The organism is Actinocrinis sp. (genome assembly GCF_035605935.1).
GTDB lineage: Bacteria > Actinomycetota > Actinomycetes > Streptomycetales > Catenulisporaceae > Actinocrinis.
The window spans coordinates 17,659-32,189 of record NZ_DATNGK010000091.1; the positions used below are offsets into that span (position 1 = coordinate 17,659).

13 protein-coding genes are annotated in these 14,531 nt (G+C 69.3%); 1 reads left to right on the forward strand and 12 read right to left on the reverse strand.

Features of this window, described 5'->3' with window-relative positions:
* Positions 1-13 precede the first annotated feature (13 nt).
* The 6 genes from VN779_RS08360 to VN779_RS08385 all read right to left on the reverse strand — a co-directional run bounded on the left by VN779_RS08360 (position 14) and on the right by VN779_RS08385 (position 7,899).
* On the reverse strand, positions 14-334 hold the full coding sequence (locus tag VN779_RS08360; protein ID WP_325721847.1) for a hypothetical protein: 321 nt from the start codon (positions 332-334) through the stop codon (positions 14-16).
* Positions 331-1,839 carry an Asp-tRNA(Asn)/Glu-tRNA(Gln) amidotransferase subunit GatA gene (gene gatA, locus VN779_RS08365; RefSeq protein WP_349260707.1) on the reverse strand — a complete coding sequence of 503 codons (1,509 nt, stop codon included), beginning with the start codon at positions 1,837-1,839 and terminating at the stop codon, positions 331-333. The genes VN779_RS08360 and gatA overlap by 4 nt, the downstream gene beginning before the upstream one ends.
* Positions 1,840-1,867: 28 nt before the next feature.
* Positions 1,868-2,176 (reverse strand): Asp-tRNA(Asn)/Glu-tRNA(Gln) amidotransferase subunit GatC, encoded by a 309-nt coding sequence (gatC, locus tag VN779_RS08370; RefSeq protein WP_324839515.1) that lies wholly within the window; start codon positions 2,174-2,176, stop codon positions 1,868-1,870.
* Between the two features lie 165 nt (positions 2,177-2,341).
* The gene (locus VN779_RS08375) at positions 2,342-4,387 is read right to left on the reverse strand and encodes a bifunctional diguanylate cyclase/phosphodiesterase (RefSeq protein WP_325721852.1); all 2,046 of its coding nucleotides are present in this window, start codon (positions 4,385-4,387) and stop codon (positions 2,342-2,344) included.
* 182 nt (positions 4,388-4,569) lie between these two features.
* Positions 4,570-6,795, reverse strand: coding sequence for an NAD-dependent DNA ligase LigA (gene ligA / locus VN779_RS08380; RefSeq protein ID WP_325721854.1), 2,226 nt, complete (start codon positions 6,793-6,795; stop codon positions 4,570-4,572).
* A 57-nt stretch (positions 6,796-6,852) separates the two neighbouring features.
* Positions 6,853-7,899, reverse strand: a complete 1,047-nt coding sequence (locus VN779_RS08385) for a methionine synthase (RefSeq protein ID WP_349260708.1) — start codon at positions 7,897-7,899, stop codon at positions 6,853-6,855.
* A gap of 334 nt (positions 7,900-8,233) precedes the next feature.
* Here VN779_RS08385 and VN779_RS08390 point away from each other — a divergent pair, with 334 nt between their 5' ends.
* Positions 8,234-8,686: a hypothetical protein gene (locus VN779_RS08390; RefSeq protein ID WP_325721860.1), complete on the forward strand. Its 453-nt coding sequence runs from the start codon at positions 8,234-8,236 to the stop codon at positions 8,684-8,686.
* A 51-nt stretch (positions 8,687-8,737) separates the two neighbouring features.
* Here VN779_RS08390 and mnmA read toward each other — a convergent pair whose 3' ends face one another.
* From mnmA to VN779_RS08420, 6 genes are all read right to left on the reverse strand, one after another.
* The gene (gene mnmA / locus VN779_RS08395) at positions 8,738-9,856 is read right to left on the reverse strand and encodes a tRNA 2-thiouridine(34) synthase MnmA (RefSeq protein ID WP_325721862.1); all 1,119 of its coding nucleotides are present in this window, start codon (positions 9,854-9,856) and stop codon (positions 8,738-8,740) included.
* Positions 9,857-9,919: 63 nt separating this feature from the next.
* Positions 9,920-10,465 carry a Uma2 family endonuclease gene (locus tag VN779_RS08400; RefSeq protein WP_325721864.1) on the reverse strand — a complete coding sequence of 182 codons (546 nt, stop codon included), beginning with the start codon at positions 10,463-10,465 and terminating at the stop codon, positions 9,920-9,922.
* Positions 10,466-10,470: 5 nt separating this feature from the next.
* Positions 10,471-11,652, reverse strand: a complete 1,182-nt coding sequence (locus VN779_RS08405; protein ID WP_325721866.1) for a cysteine desulfurase family protein — start codon at positions 11,650-11,652, stop codon at positions 10,471-10,473.
* An 89-nt stretch (positions 11,653-11,741) separates the two neighbouring features.
* Positions 11,742-12,701, reverse strand: coding sequence for an electron transfer flavoprotein subunit alpha/FixB family protein (locus tag VN779_RS08410; protein ID WP_325721868.1), 960 nt, complete (start codon positions 12,699-12,701; stop codon positions 11,742-11,744).
* An 18-nt stretch (positions 12,702-12,719) separates the two neighbouring features.
* Complete coding sequence (locus VN779_RS08415; RefSeq protein WP_325721870.1) at positions 12,720-13,499, reverse strand: electron transfer flavoprotein subunit beta/FixA family protein; 780 nt, start codon at positions 13,497-13,499, stop codon at positions 12,720-12,722.
* A gap of 334 nt (positions 13,500-13,833) precedes the next feature.
* Positions 13,834-14,531 (reverse strand): ABC transporter ATP-binding protein (locus tag VN779_RS08420; protein ID WP_325721872.1); only part of this gene is annotated, 698 nt, incomplete at its 5' end.

The window sequence follows — 14,531 nt, forward strand, 5'->3', positions numbered from 1 at the left end:
GCGGGTTCGTCCTTCACTTGCCGGAGGGGAGCATCAGCGGCTCGGCCGCCGCGGATTCGGCGGCCCGCTTGGCTTCGCGCATGCCGCGCTTGGCCAGCAGCAGGGTCACCACGAGCAGCGCGGCGTTGAGCAGGGCGTGGGTCAGCGCGAGCTTGTCACCCTTCGCCCGCGCCGTGCGCAGCGCGCGGGCGGCGGAGAGCGCGCCCACCGCCTGACTGCCGACGAACATCGCGCGCCCGACCGAGCTCGTGGGGACCTTGACGATCGGCTTGTCCTTCTTGGCCTTGGCTCCGGCCTTCTTGGACGCGGCCGTCTTGATCTCAGCCTTGCTCACAGCGCCGGGACCTCCTCCAGGATCGGGTGCCCCCACCGGTCGAGCAGCGCCGCCTCCAAGGCCGCGCCGACCCGGTAGAGCCGGTCGTCCTTGAGCGCGGGCGCCAGGATCTGAAAGCCGACCGGCAGTCCGTCCTCCGGCGCCAGGCCGCAGGGCACCGACATGCCGGCGTTGCCCGCCAGGTTGGTCGGGATGGTGCACAGATCGGCCAGGTACATCGCCATCGGGTCATCCGCGCGCTCGCCGATCTTGAACGCGGTGGTCGGCGTGGTCGGCGAGACCAGCACGTCAACGCGCTCGAAGGCCCGCTCGAAGTCGCGGATGATCAGGGTGCGAACCTTTTGCGCTTGGCCGTAGTAGGCGTCGTAGTAGCCGGAGGAAAGCGCGTAGGTGCCCAGCATGATGCGTCGCTTGACCTCGGCGCCGAAACCGGCCGCGCGGGTGAGCGCGGTGACCTCCTCCGCGCTGCGGCTGCCGTCGTCGCCGACCCGCAGCCCGTAGCGCATCGCGTCGAAGCGGGCCAGGTTCGAGGAGCACTCGCTCGGCGCGATCAGGTAGTAGGCGGGCAGCGCGTAGTCGAAGGACGGCGCGTCGATCTCGATCACCTCGGCGCCGAGTTCGGCCAGCAGTTCCACCGCCTCGTGGAAGCGCTGCCGCACGCCCGGGGCGTAGCCCTCGCCGTCGAATTGCTTGACCACGCCGATCCGCAGGCCTCGAACTCCCTCGCTCGCGCCCAGGCGGGCGGCCTCGACCACCGGCGGCACCGGGGCGTCGATCGAGGTGGAGTCGAGCGGGTCGTATCCGGCGATCGCCTCGTGCAGCAGCGCCGCGTCGAGCACGGTGCGCGCGCACGGGCCGCCCTGGTCCAGGCTGGAGGAGAAGGCCACGAGGCCGTAGCGCGAGACGCCGCCGTACGTGGGCTTCACCCCGACGGTGCCGGTGACCGCGCCGGGCTGGCGGATCGAGCCGCCGGTGTCAGTGCCGATCGCCAGCGGGGCCTGGAAGGCAGCCAGGCTGGCGGCCGAGCCGCCGCCGGAGCCGCCGGGGATGCGCTCAAGGTCCCAGGGGTTGCGGGTCGGGCCGTAGGCGGAGTTCTCGGTGGATGAGCCCATCGCGAACTCGTCCATGTTGGTCTTGCCAAGGATCACCACGCCGGCCTCCCGCAGCCTGCGGGTGACGGTGGCGTCGTACGGCGGCAGCCAGCCTTCGAGGATCTTCGAGCCGCAAGTCGTCGGCAGGCCGCGGGTGGTGAACACGTCCTTGAGGGCCAGTGGCACGCCGGCCAGCGGACCGAGCCGCTCCCCCGCGGCTCGCTTGGCGTCGACGGCCGCCGCCGCGGCGAGCGCGCCCTCGGCGTCCACGTGCAGGAAGGCGTGCACCTTCTCGTCGACCTTGGCGATCCGGTCCAGATGCGCCTGGGTGACCTCGACGGAGGAAAGCTCACCGGAGGCGATCGCGCCGGCCAGGTCGGCCGCGGTGCGACGGGTGATGTCGCCACTCGTGATGTCGGAGCCTGATACGGAGGTGGACACCTCAGTCCTCCCCGAGGATGCGCGGAACCCGGAACCGGTCGTCCTCGGCGGCGGGGGCCTGGGCCAGCACCTCTTCGCGGTCCAGGATCGGCGTGCCGGCCGGCCGCACGACGTCGGCGCGGAAGACGTTGGTCAGCGGCTGCGCGTGCGAGGTCGGCGGGACGTCTTCGGTCGGCAGTTCGCCGACCCGGGCCACCGCGCCGACGATCGCGTCCAGCTGGCCGGCGAAGTGGTCGAGTTCGGCGTCACTGAGTTCCATGCGGGAGAGCTTGGCGAGGTGTGCCACCTCCTCGCGAGTGATCGAGGGCATCCGGGGCCTTCCTGTGCCTTTGCGGGCTGTCGCTTCGAATACGGTCGCGTTGAAGTCTGCTGCGTCGTCACGAAACGACGCTGCGCTCCATCGTAGTCGGCGAGTGGCGACGGACTGTGTCGGATTTCGCGCACCTGTGGATAACCCGAACGCTCCGCGTGCGGGTCAGCGCACGAGGTAGGACTCACGCTCGGGACCGGCGGAGCGGCCGTTGAGCCAGCGCGTGGCCTCCGACGCGGGCAGCGCCTTCGCCAGCAGCCAGCCCTGCGCGGCGTCGCAGCCGAGCGCGGCGAGCCGGTCCCAGGTGACGTCGTCCTCAACGCCCTCGGCGACGACGTGCAGGCCGAGCGAGTGCGCGAGGTCCACGGTGGAACGCACGATGGCGGCGTCCTCCGGGTCGTGGGCCAGCCGGGCGACGAAAGACTTGTCGATCTTGATCTCGTTGACCGGGATCTTGCGCAGCAGCACCAGCGAGGAGTAGCCGGTGCCGAAGTCGTCGAGCGAAAGCCGGACGCCCAACGCCTCAAGGCCGCCGAGCGTGGCGGCCGCGCGCTGCGGGTCCTCCAGCAGGACCCGCTCGGTGATCTCCAGTTGCAGCGCGGTCGGCGGGACGCCGTACTTGAGCAATCCGGCCTGGATCGCGGGGACGAAACCCGGCCAGTGGATGTCGCGCATCGAGACGTTGACCGCGACCGGCACCGCCAGGCCCGAGCGCCACCAGCGGGCGACCTGCGCGAGCGCCTGGTCCACCACGTACTCGGTCAGCTTCGGCATCAGCCCGGTCTGCTCGGCCAGCTCGATGAACTCCTCCGGGTTCACCGCGCCGCGGGTCGCGTGGTGCCAGCGCACCAGACCCTCGAAGCCGACCACCTGCCCGGTCGCGAAGGCCACCTTCGGCTGGTAGTGCAGCTGCACCTCGCCGGCCTCCAGCGCCCGGCGCAGATCGCCGAGCAGGGCGAGGCGGTCGGGGGTGTTCAGGTCACGGCCTGCCTCGTAGCAGGCGACCACGGAGCGGGACTTCTTCGCCAGGTACATGGCCACGTCCGCACGCTGGAGCAACTGCTCGAACTCCTCGGCGTGGTCGGGGTAGAGCGCGACGCCGACCGACGCCTCCAGGTCGAGGGTGATGCCGTGCAGGGGGAACGGGTCCTCGAAGATGTCGGCGAGGCGCTGCGCCGCTTCGACGGCCGCGGCCTCGTCCTCCACGTTCGGCAGCAGCACCGCGAACTCGTCGCCGCCCAGCCGCGCGACGGTGTTCTCGTGGCTGACCGCGCAGCCGAGCCTGGCCGCCACCACGCGCAGCAGCTCGTCCCCAGTCAGGTGGCCGAGGGTGTCGTTGACTTCCTTGAACCGGTCCAGGTCGAGCAGTAGCAGCGCCACGTGCCGGCCGGTGCGCGCCGCCTCGGCCAGCGCCTGCTCCCCGTGCTGGCGCAGCATCTTGCGATTGGGCAGCTCGGTCAGCTCGTCGTGGCTGGACTCCCAGTCCCGCTCCCGGCCGAAATCCGCGTTGCCGTGCACGATCAGCAGCACCGGGACGAAGAACGGCAGCAGCCCGGGATCGCTCAACGCCACCGAGGCGACCAGCGGCGCCAGGACCACCATCGCGCCGGTCGCCTTGACCTGGTGCAGGGCCTCACGCCGGATCAGATCGATCAGCGGCACGCCGCTGGACAGGCTGAGCGCGCCCCAGACGAACAGGTGGTTCGCGGTCGCGTATACGGCCCCGGCGACGACCAGGGCCAGCGAGCGGTGCCAACCGAGCGAATCGCCGATCTGCAGCGGTTGCTGGAAGAAGAGCCCGAACACCACGCCACCCAGGGCGAGCGAGACGGCGTACTGGGTCACGTTGAAGGTGGTGCGCCACCAGCTGTGCTGATTCACCACGGCGCACACGACCACGGCCGCGGCCTGCGCGACGGCGGCGGCGTGCCAGCCGCACAAGGCGAGCAGCGCCAGCGAGAAGGCGACCGCGGTCGAGGAGCCGTCGTGCTCGTGCCGGGCCAGCACGGGACGCAGCTCGCCGACGACCACCAGCAGGCCGAGCAGCCAAGCGGCGCCGGAGCCGCGCAGATGCCCGCTGTTGAGATCCTGGATCACCCGGGCCGCCGCGTAGCCGATCACGCAGGCGCCGGCGATGTTAGTCAGCAGCAAGTAGGCGCGAAACGCAAAAGGGCGCGCGACAGCGTCAGTACGGTGCACCGCCTGCGCCATCCGCCCTCGCCCTGGTCTCTCGTGCATTCCGGCCGCCGCTGCGCGGCCGACGGCACGGCCCGGCCGCGGTCCCGGTTCACGGCGCCGGGATCCGACCGCCCCAGGTTATTCGCAAGGCTCGTACTCCCGCGAGGGTTCACGGCAGATCGTGACTCAAACAAGCCGCAATGGATTTGGCAGGATTACGCCGCCCCGGACGGGGAACCACCCGCAGCGGACTCCTTCTGGCCTGCGTCGTCCACGGCCGCGACGGGCGGGCCCTCGTCCAGAAGTCGGCGAAAGCCTGCCTCATCCAGGACCGGTACGCCCAGTTCGACCGCTTTATCGTGCTTCGAACCCGGATTCTCCCCGACCACCACATATGAGGTCTTCTTCGAGACGGATCCGGACACCTTCGCCCCGGCGGCCTGCGCCGCCTCCTTGGCGCCGTCCCGGGTGAAGCCGGTCAGCGTGCCGGTGATGACCATGGTCAGGCCGGCCAGCGGCTTGGGCCCGGTGTCGGCCGGAACCGTGGGCCTCACCCCGGCGGCCAGCCAGCGCTCGACGATCTCCCTGTGCCAGTCCACGGCGAACCACTCGACGATGGACTGCGCGATGGTCGGCCCGACGCCCTCGATCGCCGCCAGTTCCTCAGCCGTGGCTGTGGAGACCCGCTCCAGCGAACGCAGCTCCCTGGCGATCTCCCGGGCCGCGCTCGGGCCGACATGACGGATCGACAGGGCGACCAGGTAGCGCCACAGCTCGCGGGTCTTGGCCTGCTCCAGCTGCTCGATCAGCTGCTCGGTGGTCTTGGTGGGAACGGAGGGCTTCTTCGCGGCGGGCTTGGTGTAGAAGTAGGGCACCAGGTCGCGGTCGCCCTCCTTCGCGTCCTTGCCGCGCGCCTGCTGCAACATCCGCGGCGCCGCCAGCTTTTCCACCGTCAGGTCGAACAGGTCGCCTTCGTCACGCAGCGGCGGCTCGCCATCGTCCGGCTGGGTGAGCGCGACAGCAGCCTCATATCCGAGAGCTTCGATGTCCAGCGCGCTACGGCCGGCCAAATACGCGACGCGCTCCCTTATCTGCCCGGGGCAGTGCCGTGCGTTCGGGCAGCGCAGGTCGATCTCGCCCTCCTTCTGGGCGGCGATCGGCGTGCCGCAGTCCGGGCAGTTCTTCGGCATCTCGAACGGCCGCTCGCTGCCGTCGCGCAGGTCCACCACCGGGCCGACGATCTCGGGGATGACGTCGCCGGCCTTGCGCAGGATCACCGTGTCGCCGATGAGCACGCCCTTGCGCTCGACCACCTCCTGGTTGTGCAGGGTGGCGAAGCCGACCGTGGAGCCGGCCACTTTCACCGGTTCCATGACCGCGTAGGGGGTGACCCGGCCCGTGCGCCCGACCTGGACCTTGATGGCCAGCAGCTTGGTGGTCACCTCCTCCGGCGGGTACTTAAAGGCGATCGCCCAGCGCGGGTCCTTCGAGGTGGCTCCTAGCCGGCCCTGCAACGCCAGGTCGTCCACCTTGACCACGACGCCGTCGATCTCGTGCTCGACGTCGTGCCGGTGCTTGCCGTAGTACTCGATGTACTCCTTGACCCCGTCGAGGCTCTCGACCACCTTGACCCGGTCGGAGGTGGGCAGACCCCAAGCACGCAGCAGCTCGTACGCGTGCGACTGCGAGTCGATGGTGAGGCCGCGCCGGGCTCCTATACCGTGCACCACCATGCGCAGCGGCCGCTGCGCGGTGATCTTCGGGTCTTTCTGGCGCAGCGAACCGGCTGCGGCGTTGCGCGGGTTGGCGAAGGTGCGGCCCTCGGACTCCTGCATGGCGGCGTTGAACTCGTCGAAGAGCGCGGCCGGGAAGTACACCTCGCCGCGCACCTCGACCAGGTCGGGCACCGGATGGTCGTCACTTCCGGTGAGCCGGTGCGGGATGCCCTTGATGGTGCGCACGTTGGGCGTCACGTCCTCGCCGATACGCCCGTCACCTCGGGTCACCCCGCGCACGAGCCGGCCGCGCTCGTACACCAAGGCGATCGCCAGCCCGTCGACCTTCAGTTCGCACAGGTAGGCCGGGGAGATGCCGACCTCCTTGACGACGCGGTCGTGCCAGGCTTCCAACTCGGCGAAGTCGAAGGCGTTGGCCAGCGAGAGCATCCGCTCGATATGCGGCACCGAGGTGAACTCGGTGGAGACGGCGCCGCCGACCTTCTGCGTCGGCGAGTCGGGGGTGCGCAGTTCGGGGTGCTCGTTCTCAAGCGCGTCGAGTTCGCGCATCAGCGCGTCGTACTCGCCGTCCGAGATCGTCGGCGCGTCCGACACGTGGTAGCGGAACCGGTGCTCCTCGATCTGCTCCGCCAGGTCGGCGTGCCGGGTGCGCGCCGCGCTCAGCGGGTCGGTGCCGGCCGGGCCACCAGCGCTTTCGCCAGCCATCGGATCGTCCCCTCGTGCTCGTCGGTAGCTCAAAGCTACCGGTGACCGCCGACAAAACTAGTCAAGCTCTTCAAGAGCCCGAGCAGTGTCCCGACCCAGTTTGAGGGCTCGGCGGGCCCATCCGGGCGAGGCGCCGGCCAGCCCACAGGACGGCGTGACGACCACCGATCCGGCGATGCGCGGGCCGGGGAATCCAAGGCGGCGCAAGGCGAGAACTCTGTCCTTGAGCCCCTTCACTGAGGGCATGGCGCCAGGGGCGGCGCTCGCGGGATCCGTCGACGGCACGATCCCCGCCAACAGCAGCACCTGAGACTCGATCAACTCGCCGAGCACCTCGTCGTGGCGCTCGTTAAGCAGCGCCATGTCAAAGGAGATGCCAGTCACGCCAGCGCGGCGCAGCGTATCGAACGGTACGTCAGGCGCACAGCAGTGCACGATGACGGGCGTCCCTGATGCCGTGCCGGTTGATGAGACAGCGCCGGTTGATGAGGCGGCGCCAGTTGATGAGGCGGCGCCAGATGCGTTATCGCCGAACCGCACGCCTTCGACGACCGTACGCAACAGTTCGCGCATGACGTTCTCGTCAACCGCACGCAATGAACCGAATCCACTCGCGGTCGGCACGCTGCCCCTCAGCACGCCCGGGAGCGCCGGTTCATCGAGCTGCAAGATCACCTGCGCGCCGGGCACCCGCTTTCGGACGTCCGCGAGGTGCAACCGCAGGCCCTCAGCTAGGGACTCGGCGATGTCACGCACGGCTCCGCTGTCGGCCAGCAGCTTGTCGCCGTACGGCAGTTCGACCACCGCGGCAAGCGTCCACGGGCCGACTGCCTGGATTTTCAGCGGGCCGACGTAGCCCTGGGTGTACTCCTCCAGCAGATCCAGATCGGAGGAGAGGTGACTACGTGCCCTGCCGTGGTCTCGGCCCGGCCGATCCGCGATGCGCCAACCAGAGGGCTGCACCTCTGCGTACAGGTCCACCAACAGTGCGGTACTGCGCCCGACCATGTCAGCGCCGACGCCGCGTTGCGGCAACTCCGGAAGAAAGGGCAGGCCGGGCCGCTCACCGAGCTCGCCCATGACCATGCGAATCGCCTCACGCATGTCCTGGCCCGGCAACGAACCGATGCCTGTGGCAGAGGGTGCAGGAATCGCGGCGCGGGGGCGCTGCGGCTGCGACTGTGCCTTTTCGTAAGGATCTGTGGTCACGTAACTGAGCGTAGACGCAATCGGCGGTTCCTCCGACTTAGCGAACGACGGGCAAATCCGCTGCGGAAAGCTGCCGGTTCTGCAACACTCTGGCACTCAACGGGGTAGTGATCCCAAGCGCCGGTCCGCAGCAGGTCTGGGCCGGGCTGGAACGGGTAGCAGCGTGTCTGACGTTGGCTGTGACAAGGGAGCAAAAAAACGGCAAGCAGCGGCTAAGGAGGGAATCCGCGTGCAGACCATCTTCTTCGCGGCGGACGCCGCGCAACTGCTGCGGCTGGCGGCCGCCGGGGGCGACACCGACGGGCTCGACCTGGCCTGCGTGGACGCGGCGGATCTGGACCCGGCGCAGTTGCTGGAGCTGGACACGCTGATGACCGGTCATGACCCGGTCGTCGTGCGCGAGGCGGTGCTGACTCCGGCGCGCGAGCTCGGCCCCGGCCCGGGAGCGCTGGCGCAGGGCACGGAGGAGCGAGTGGTGCTGTGCGTGCGCCCGGCGCTGGCTCGCAGCCTGCGTGGCCGCAGCAACGCGGAACTCGACGAGATCGCGCTGGACTGGGAACTGCGGGCGTGGGGCGCGGACTGGAACGCGAACCGCTACGGAGCGCTGCTGCGTTCCCTCGCGTTGCTCGCCGAGGTCGCGCACAACGAGCGGCGCGGCGTTTACGTGCGGTTCGACGTCTGACGCGGCGTCACGCATACGCACGCCAAAGCGAGATCCCGCGGAACGCGGCCGCTACGCAGACGCCGATACGTCCTGCGTGGCGGCGCTCGCGCGGCGCGTCGCAGTGATCGTCGCCGAACCGATTACGCGCGTGCCCTCGTAGAACACTGCGGTCTGTCCTGGTGCGATACCCCGCACGGGCGCGGAAAGTTGCGCCGTTACTCCCTCTCGCGTGGCGTCATAACGCACGCTCGCCGGGGCAGGGTCGCCATGCGCGCGCATCTGTACCAAGCACTCGAAGTCGGCGGATGGAGCAGTGCCACACCACCGCGGGTGCTCGCCGGCAATCTCGCTCACCGCGAGTTCGTCGGCGGTACCCACGGTCACGGTGTTGTTGACCGGTGAGATGTCGAGCACGTAGCGCGGACGGCCGTCGCCGGCCGGATCGCCGATATGCAGGCCCTTACGCTGCCCGATGGTGAAGCCGTAGGCACCCGAGTGCGATCCGAGGACGGCGCCGGAAGAATCCACGATCGGGCCGGACTCGGTGCCGAGACGGTCGGCGAGAAAACGCCGGGTGTCGCCGTCCGCGATGAAGCAGATGTCATGCGAGTCGGGCTTGTCGGCGACGGCGAGGCCGCGGCGCTCGGCCTCAGCCCGCACCTCGGACTTCAGCGAATCGCCGAGCGGGAAGAGCGCGTGGCCGAGCTGCGTGGTGTCCAGCACCCCGAGCACATAGGACTGGTCCTTCGCCGGATCGGCCGAGCGGTGCAGCTCACGCGAGCCGTCCGCGCCATCGACGATGCGCGCGTAATGGCCGGTGCACACGGCGTCGAAGCCGAGCGCGAGCGCCTTGTCCAGCACCGCGGCGAACTTGATCTTCTCGTTGCAGCGCAGGCAGGGATTCGGCGTGCGGCCCGCGGCGTACTCGTTGACGAAGTCGTCGACCACGTCGGCGTGGAAGCGCTCGGCCAGATCCCAGATGTAGAACGGAATGCCGATCACGTCGGCAGCCCGCCGGGCGTCGCGCGAGTCCTCAACTGTGCAGCATCCGCGCGCCCCGGTGCGGAAGGATTGCGGGTTTTTGGACAGCGCCAGATGGACCCCGGTCACCTCATGTCCGGCCTCGACGGCCCGGGCAGCCGCGACCGCCGAGTCGACTCCGCCGGACATCGCCGCAAGAACACGCATGGTTACTAGGGTACGTGCTGTCGCGAACCGATTAGTTCAGATGATCAGCAGGGAAGGACTCCGCTACGGCTTCGGAGCCGCTAGCGGGATGTCGATCGGGAACGGAACCTCGGTCTTCAAACGGCCGATGTGCGTGCGCTTCAGTTGATACACACCGCCGAAACGCTGGTGTTCGTGCACGATCGGCGCGTCGTCAGCGCCACGCTCAACCAACCAGAACGTCGGGATACCCATCGCCGCATAGATGATCGGCTTGACGTACCGATCCTGCTCCTCGGATCCCGGGGTGACCACCTCGGCGACAAGCGCGATTTCGTCCGGCAGCAAGACGCTCTTATCCCAGTCGAACGCGTGGGCGTGCCTGAAAGAGAGGTCTGGCTCGGGCGCCGTTCGCTCATCAAGTTTGATCGCCATTCGATACAGCACGGCGAACGTATCGGGCGCCTGGACTTGCAACAGCCGCTGGAGTTCCGAAGTGACGTGCATGTGCCACCCGGTCTGGGCGCACCAAACCAGTCGGCCACCGATGAGTTCCGCGCGAGTCGGCGCGTCCTTAGGGAACGTGGACAGAGTCCAACGTTCGGGCGGCGGAGTAGGAAGCGTCTGCACGCTCGCTAGCTCAAGCCCGCAGATCGGGCACGGTCGACCACCGCGGGGAGCGCTTCGAGCAGCGTCTTGACGTCCTCGGCGGTAGAGGTGCGGCCGAGCGAGAAGCGCAGCGAGCAGCGGGCCAGTTCCGGGTCGACGCCCATCGCCAGCAGGACATGGCTCGGCTGCGCGATGCCGGCCGAGCAGGCCGAGCCGGTCGAGCATTCGATGCCCTGCGCGTCGAGCAGCAGCAGCAACGAGTCGCCTTCGCAGCCGGGGAAACAGAAGTGCGCGATACCCGGGAGCCTGGCCTCCAGGCCGCGGTCCGGGTCGCCGGACAGCACCGCGTCGGGCACGGTTTGGCGCACCCCGTCGATCAGCAGGTCGCGTAGCTCGGCCAGCCGCTGCGACTCGTGCTCGACTTCGCGCACCGCCGCGGTCACCGCCGCCGCGAAGCCTGCGATCGCGGGGGTGTCGAGGGTGCCGGAGCGCACATCGCGCTCCTGGCCGCCGCCGTGCAGCAGCGGGGTGAGTTCCGCCTTGCGATCCAACAGCAGCGCGCCGATACCGATCGGGCCGCCGGCCTTGTGCGCGGTGATCGTCATCGCGTCGAGGCCGCTCGCGGAGAAGTCCAGCGGCAGGTGGCCGAGGGCCTGGATCGCGTCGGAGTGGATGGGCAGGTCGTGGGCGTGTGCGACGGCGACCAGGTCGTGGACCGGCTGTACCGTGCCCACCTCGTTGTTCGCCCACATCACGGTGACCAGGGCGACCGATTCGGGTCCGCCGTCGCGGCTTATCGCCTCGTGCAGGGTCGCCGCATGAACGCGGCCGTTCTCGTCGACCGGCAGCCAGTCGACGCTCGCGCCCTCGTGCTCGACGAGCCATTGCAGTGGGTCGAGCACGGCGTGGTGCTCAATCTTCGGCGCCAGGATGCGGGTCCGGCGCGGATCGGCCGCGCGGCGGGCCCAGTACAGGCCCTTGACCGCGAGGTTGTCGGCCTCGGTGCCACCGCCGGTGAACACGATGTGGCTCGGCCGCGCGCCCACGGCTTCGGCTAGAGCTTCGCGCGACTCCTCGACCACCCGCCGGGCCGCGCGTCCGGAGCCGTGCAGCGAGTTGGCGTTACCGACCCGCGCGAATTGCTCGGTCATCGCCGCTACCGCGTCCGGGTGCAGCGGCGTGGTGGCCGCGTGATCGAGATAAGTCATTTCACTCTCAAGCATAGTGGCCCCGACGGCTGTCGTCGGGGCCACTATGACGAGCGTGCGAAGCGCTACTGCGTCGCGCCGCAGGCGTGCTACTTGCGCTTGGCGATCTCCTCGGTGAGCTGCGGGACGACCTTGAACAGGTCACCCACCACGCCGTAGTCCACCAGCTCGAAGATCGGCGCCTCGGGGTCCTTGTTGACCGCGACGATCGTCTTCGAGGTCTGCATTCCGGCCCGGTGCTGGATCGCGCCGGAGATGCCGGCCGCGATGTACAGCTGCGGGGAGACGGTCTTGCCGGTCTGGCCGACCTGCGACTGGTGCGGGTACCAACCCGAGTCCACCGCCGCACGCGACGCGCCGACCGCCGCGCCGAGCTGGTCCGCGAGCGACTCGATTACCGAGAAGCTCTCCGCGGAGCCGACGCCACGGCCGCCGGAGACCACGATCGCCGCCTCGGTCAGCTCGGGCCGGTCGCCCTTCGGCACCACGACCCGGTCCACGACCTTGGCCAGCTTCGCCGAGTCGCTCAGCTCGACCGACACATCCACCCGCTCGGCCGCGGCCTGCTCGGCGGCCGGTGGGGTCGAGTTCGGGCGCAGCGCGACGATCGGGGTTCCCGAGGTGACCGTGGAGTGCACGATCGAGGAGCCGCCGAAGATGGACTGCTCGGCGACGAAGGCGTCCCCGTCGAGCTTCAGGTCCACCGCGTCGGTCAGGATGCCGGAGCCGGTCTTGATCGCCAGCCGCGCGGCCACTTCCTTGCCCTCGGCGGTGGCCGGGACCAGCACCGCCGCCGGCTGCGCGTCGGCGACGAGCTTGGCCAGCAGTTCGGCCTTCGGCGCGACGACGTAGCCGCTCAGCTCGGGGTCGTCCGCGACGTACACCTTCGCCGCGCCGTACTCGGCCAGCTTGTCCTTGGCGTCGTCGTAGCCGGCGCCGATGAAGACCGCGGCCGGCGTGCCCAGCTCGCGGGCCTTGGTGAGCAGTTCGAGGGTGACCTTCTTGACCGCGCCGTCGGCGTGGTCGACGAGTACGAGGATCTCAGCCATGACAGCTACCCGGCCTTCCTAGACGAACTTCTTCGAGGCGAGGAAGTCGGCGAGCTCGACCCCGCCGTTGCCCTCGTCGCTGACGATGACGCCCTTGGCGCGCGGCGGGGCGACGGCCGCGTCGAGCACCTTGGACCAGGAACCGGCCGTGCCCACCTTCGCCGGCTCGATCGACACCGCGGCGGCGTCCAGGCTCTCCACCGGCTTCTTCTTGGCGGCCATGATCCCCTTGAACGAGGGGTAGCGCGGCTCGTTGATCTTCTCGACCACCGAGACCACCGCGGGCAGGCTCGCCTCGACCACGTCGTGGCCGTAGTCGGTCTGCCGGTTGATCTTGATGGACGAGCCGTCGACCTCGACCTTGGCGGCGAAGGTCAGCTGCGGCAGGCCGAGCCGCTCGGCCAGCAGCGCCGGTACGATCGAGGTGCGCGCGTCGGAGGCCTCGCAGCCGAGGATGACCAGGTCGTACTCGAGGGTGCCGAGCACCTGGGCCAGCGCGTAGGACGTGGCGATCGAGTCCGAGCCGGCCAGCGCCGGGTCGGTGAGGAAGACGGCCTTGTCGGCGCCCATCTGCAGGGCCTTCTTGTACGCCTCGGTGGCGTCCTCGGGGCCCATGGACACGACGGTCACCTCCCCGCCGTGCTTCTCGACCAGCTGCAGCGCCTCCTCGATGGCGAATTCGTCCATCTCGTTGATGAGGCCGTCCACCGCTGCCCGGTCGACGGTCAAAGTGTCCGGGTCCAGCCGTTTATCGGCCGCCGTGTCCGGTACCTGCTTCACAAGGACGACGATCTTCATTGCTCCGGCGCCTCCAGCACGGTCGGTCTCGCGGTAATCGGGTGCCGGACCGCCGCGGCGCACCGCTAGCGCCACCGGACGGTTCCAGTCCCTCAGCCGAGGATACGGGATTCCGGCCACCAAACTACCGTTCAGTAATGTGTCGTGGACCACAGAATGCCACAGCGGTGCGGCCTGTACTCAAGAGAACCGCACCAAGGCGCATCGTCGCTAAAGCGGGATACGCCTCGGGGGTAGGGCGGCGGTGGAGATCAGCTAGCCGGGCGAGCGCACCTGCGCTGATGTGGGGCCCGTTCGGGGCTGGTTCAACGGACCCGCCAGGCCGGCGCCACCGTCAGAGTTGCGGTGCGATCCGCTCGGCGAACAGGCTGCGACGCTGGTCCGGCCGTAGATGACAGGAGACCAGGTGCTTGCGGCCATTGTCGGCGAGCTGCGGGATCTGCTCAGTGCAGCGGCCGCCGATCAAGTCAGCGAACCGGCAGCGCGGATGGAAAGCACAGCCGGCCGGCACGTTGATCAGCGAGGGCGGACTGCCTGGGATAGGCAGCAAGCGCGCCTGTACCGCACGGTCCAGGCGCGGCATCGAGCCGAGCAGACCCCAGGTGTACGGATGCTCCGGCTCGGTGAACACGGTCTTGGCCGGGCCGTACTCGACGGCCTTGCCCGCGTACATGACCATGATGTCGTCCGCGAGCTCCGCGACCACGCCCAGGTCGTGCGTGATGATGATCAGAGCGCTGTTGAACTCCTGCTGGAGATCCCGCATCAGGTCCAGGATCTGCGCCTGCACCGTCACGTCGAGCGCCGTGGTGGGCTCGTCCGCGATCAGCAGCTCTGGATTGCAGATCAACGACATCGCGATCATCGCGCGCTGGCGCATGCCGCCGGAGTACTGGTGCGGGTAGTCGTCCACGCGCGCGTCCGGCTGCGGAATTCCGACCCGGTCGAGCATTTGAATCGCGCGCTGGCGTGCCTCGCTCTTGGAGGCCTTGTGGTGCACCCGGTACGCCTCGGCGATCTGGTCGCCGACCT

Coding starts and splice junctions, on each gene's coding strand:
- gatC (WP_324839515.1), bottom strand. CDS start 2,176: ATGCCCTCGATCACTCGCGAGGAGGTGGCACACCTCGCCAAGCTCTCC.
- VN779_RS08375 (WP_325721852.1), bottom strand. CDS start 4,387: ATGGCGCAGGCGGTGCACCGTACTGACGCTGTCGCGCGCCCTTTTGCG.
- ligA (WP_325721854.1), bottom strand. CDS start 6,795: ATGGCTGGCGAAAGCGCTGGTGGCCCGGCCGGCACCGACCCGCTGAGC.
- VN779_RS08385 (WP_349260708.1), bottom strand. CDS start 7,899: ATGCGTGAGGCGATTCGCATGGTCATGGGCGAGCTCGGTGAGCGGCCC.
- mnmA (WP_325721862.1), bottom strand. CDS start 9,856: ATGCGTGTTCTTGCGGCGATGTCCGGCGGAGTCGACTCGGCGGTCGCG.
- VN779_RS08405 (WP_325721866.1), bottom strand. CDS start 11,652: ATGACTTATCTCGATCACGCGGCCACCACGCCGCTGCACCCGGACGCG.
- VN779_RS08410 (WP_325721868.1), bottom strand. CDS start 12,701: ATGGCTGAGATCCTCGTACTCGTCGACCACGCCGACGGCGCGGTCAAG.
- VN779_RS08415 (WP_325721870.1), bottom strand. CDS start 13,499: ATGAAGATCGTCGTCCTTGTGAAGCAGGTACCGGACACGGCGGCCGAT.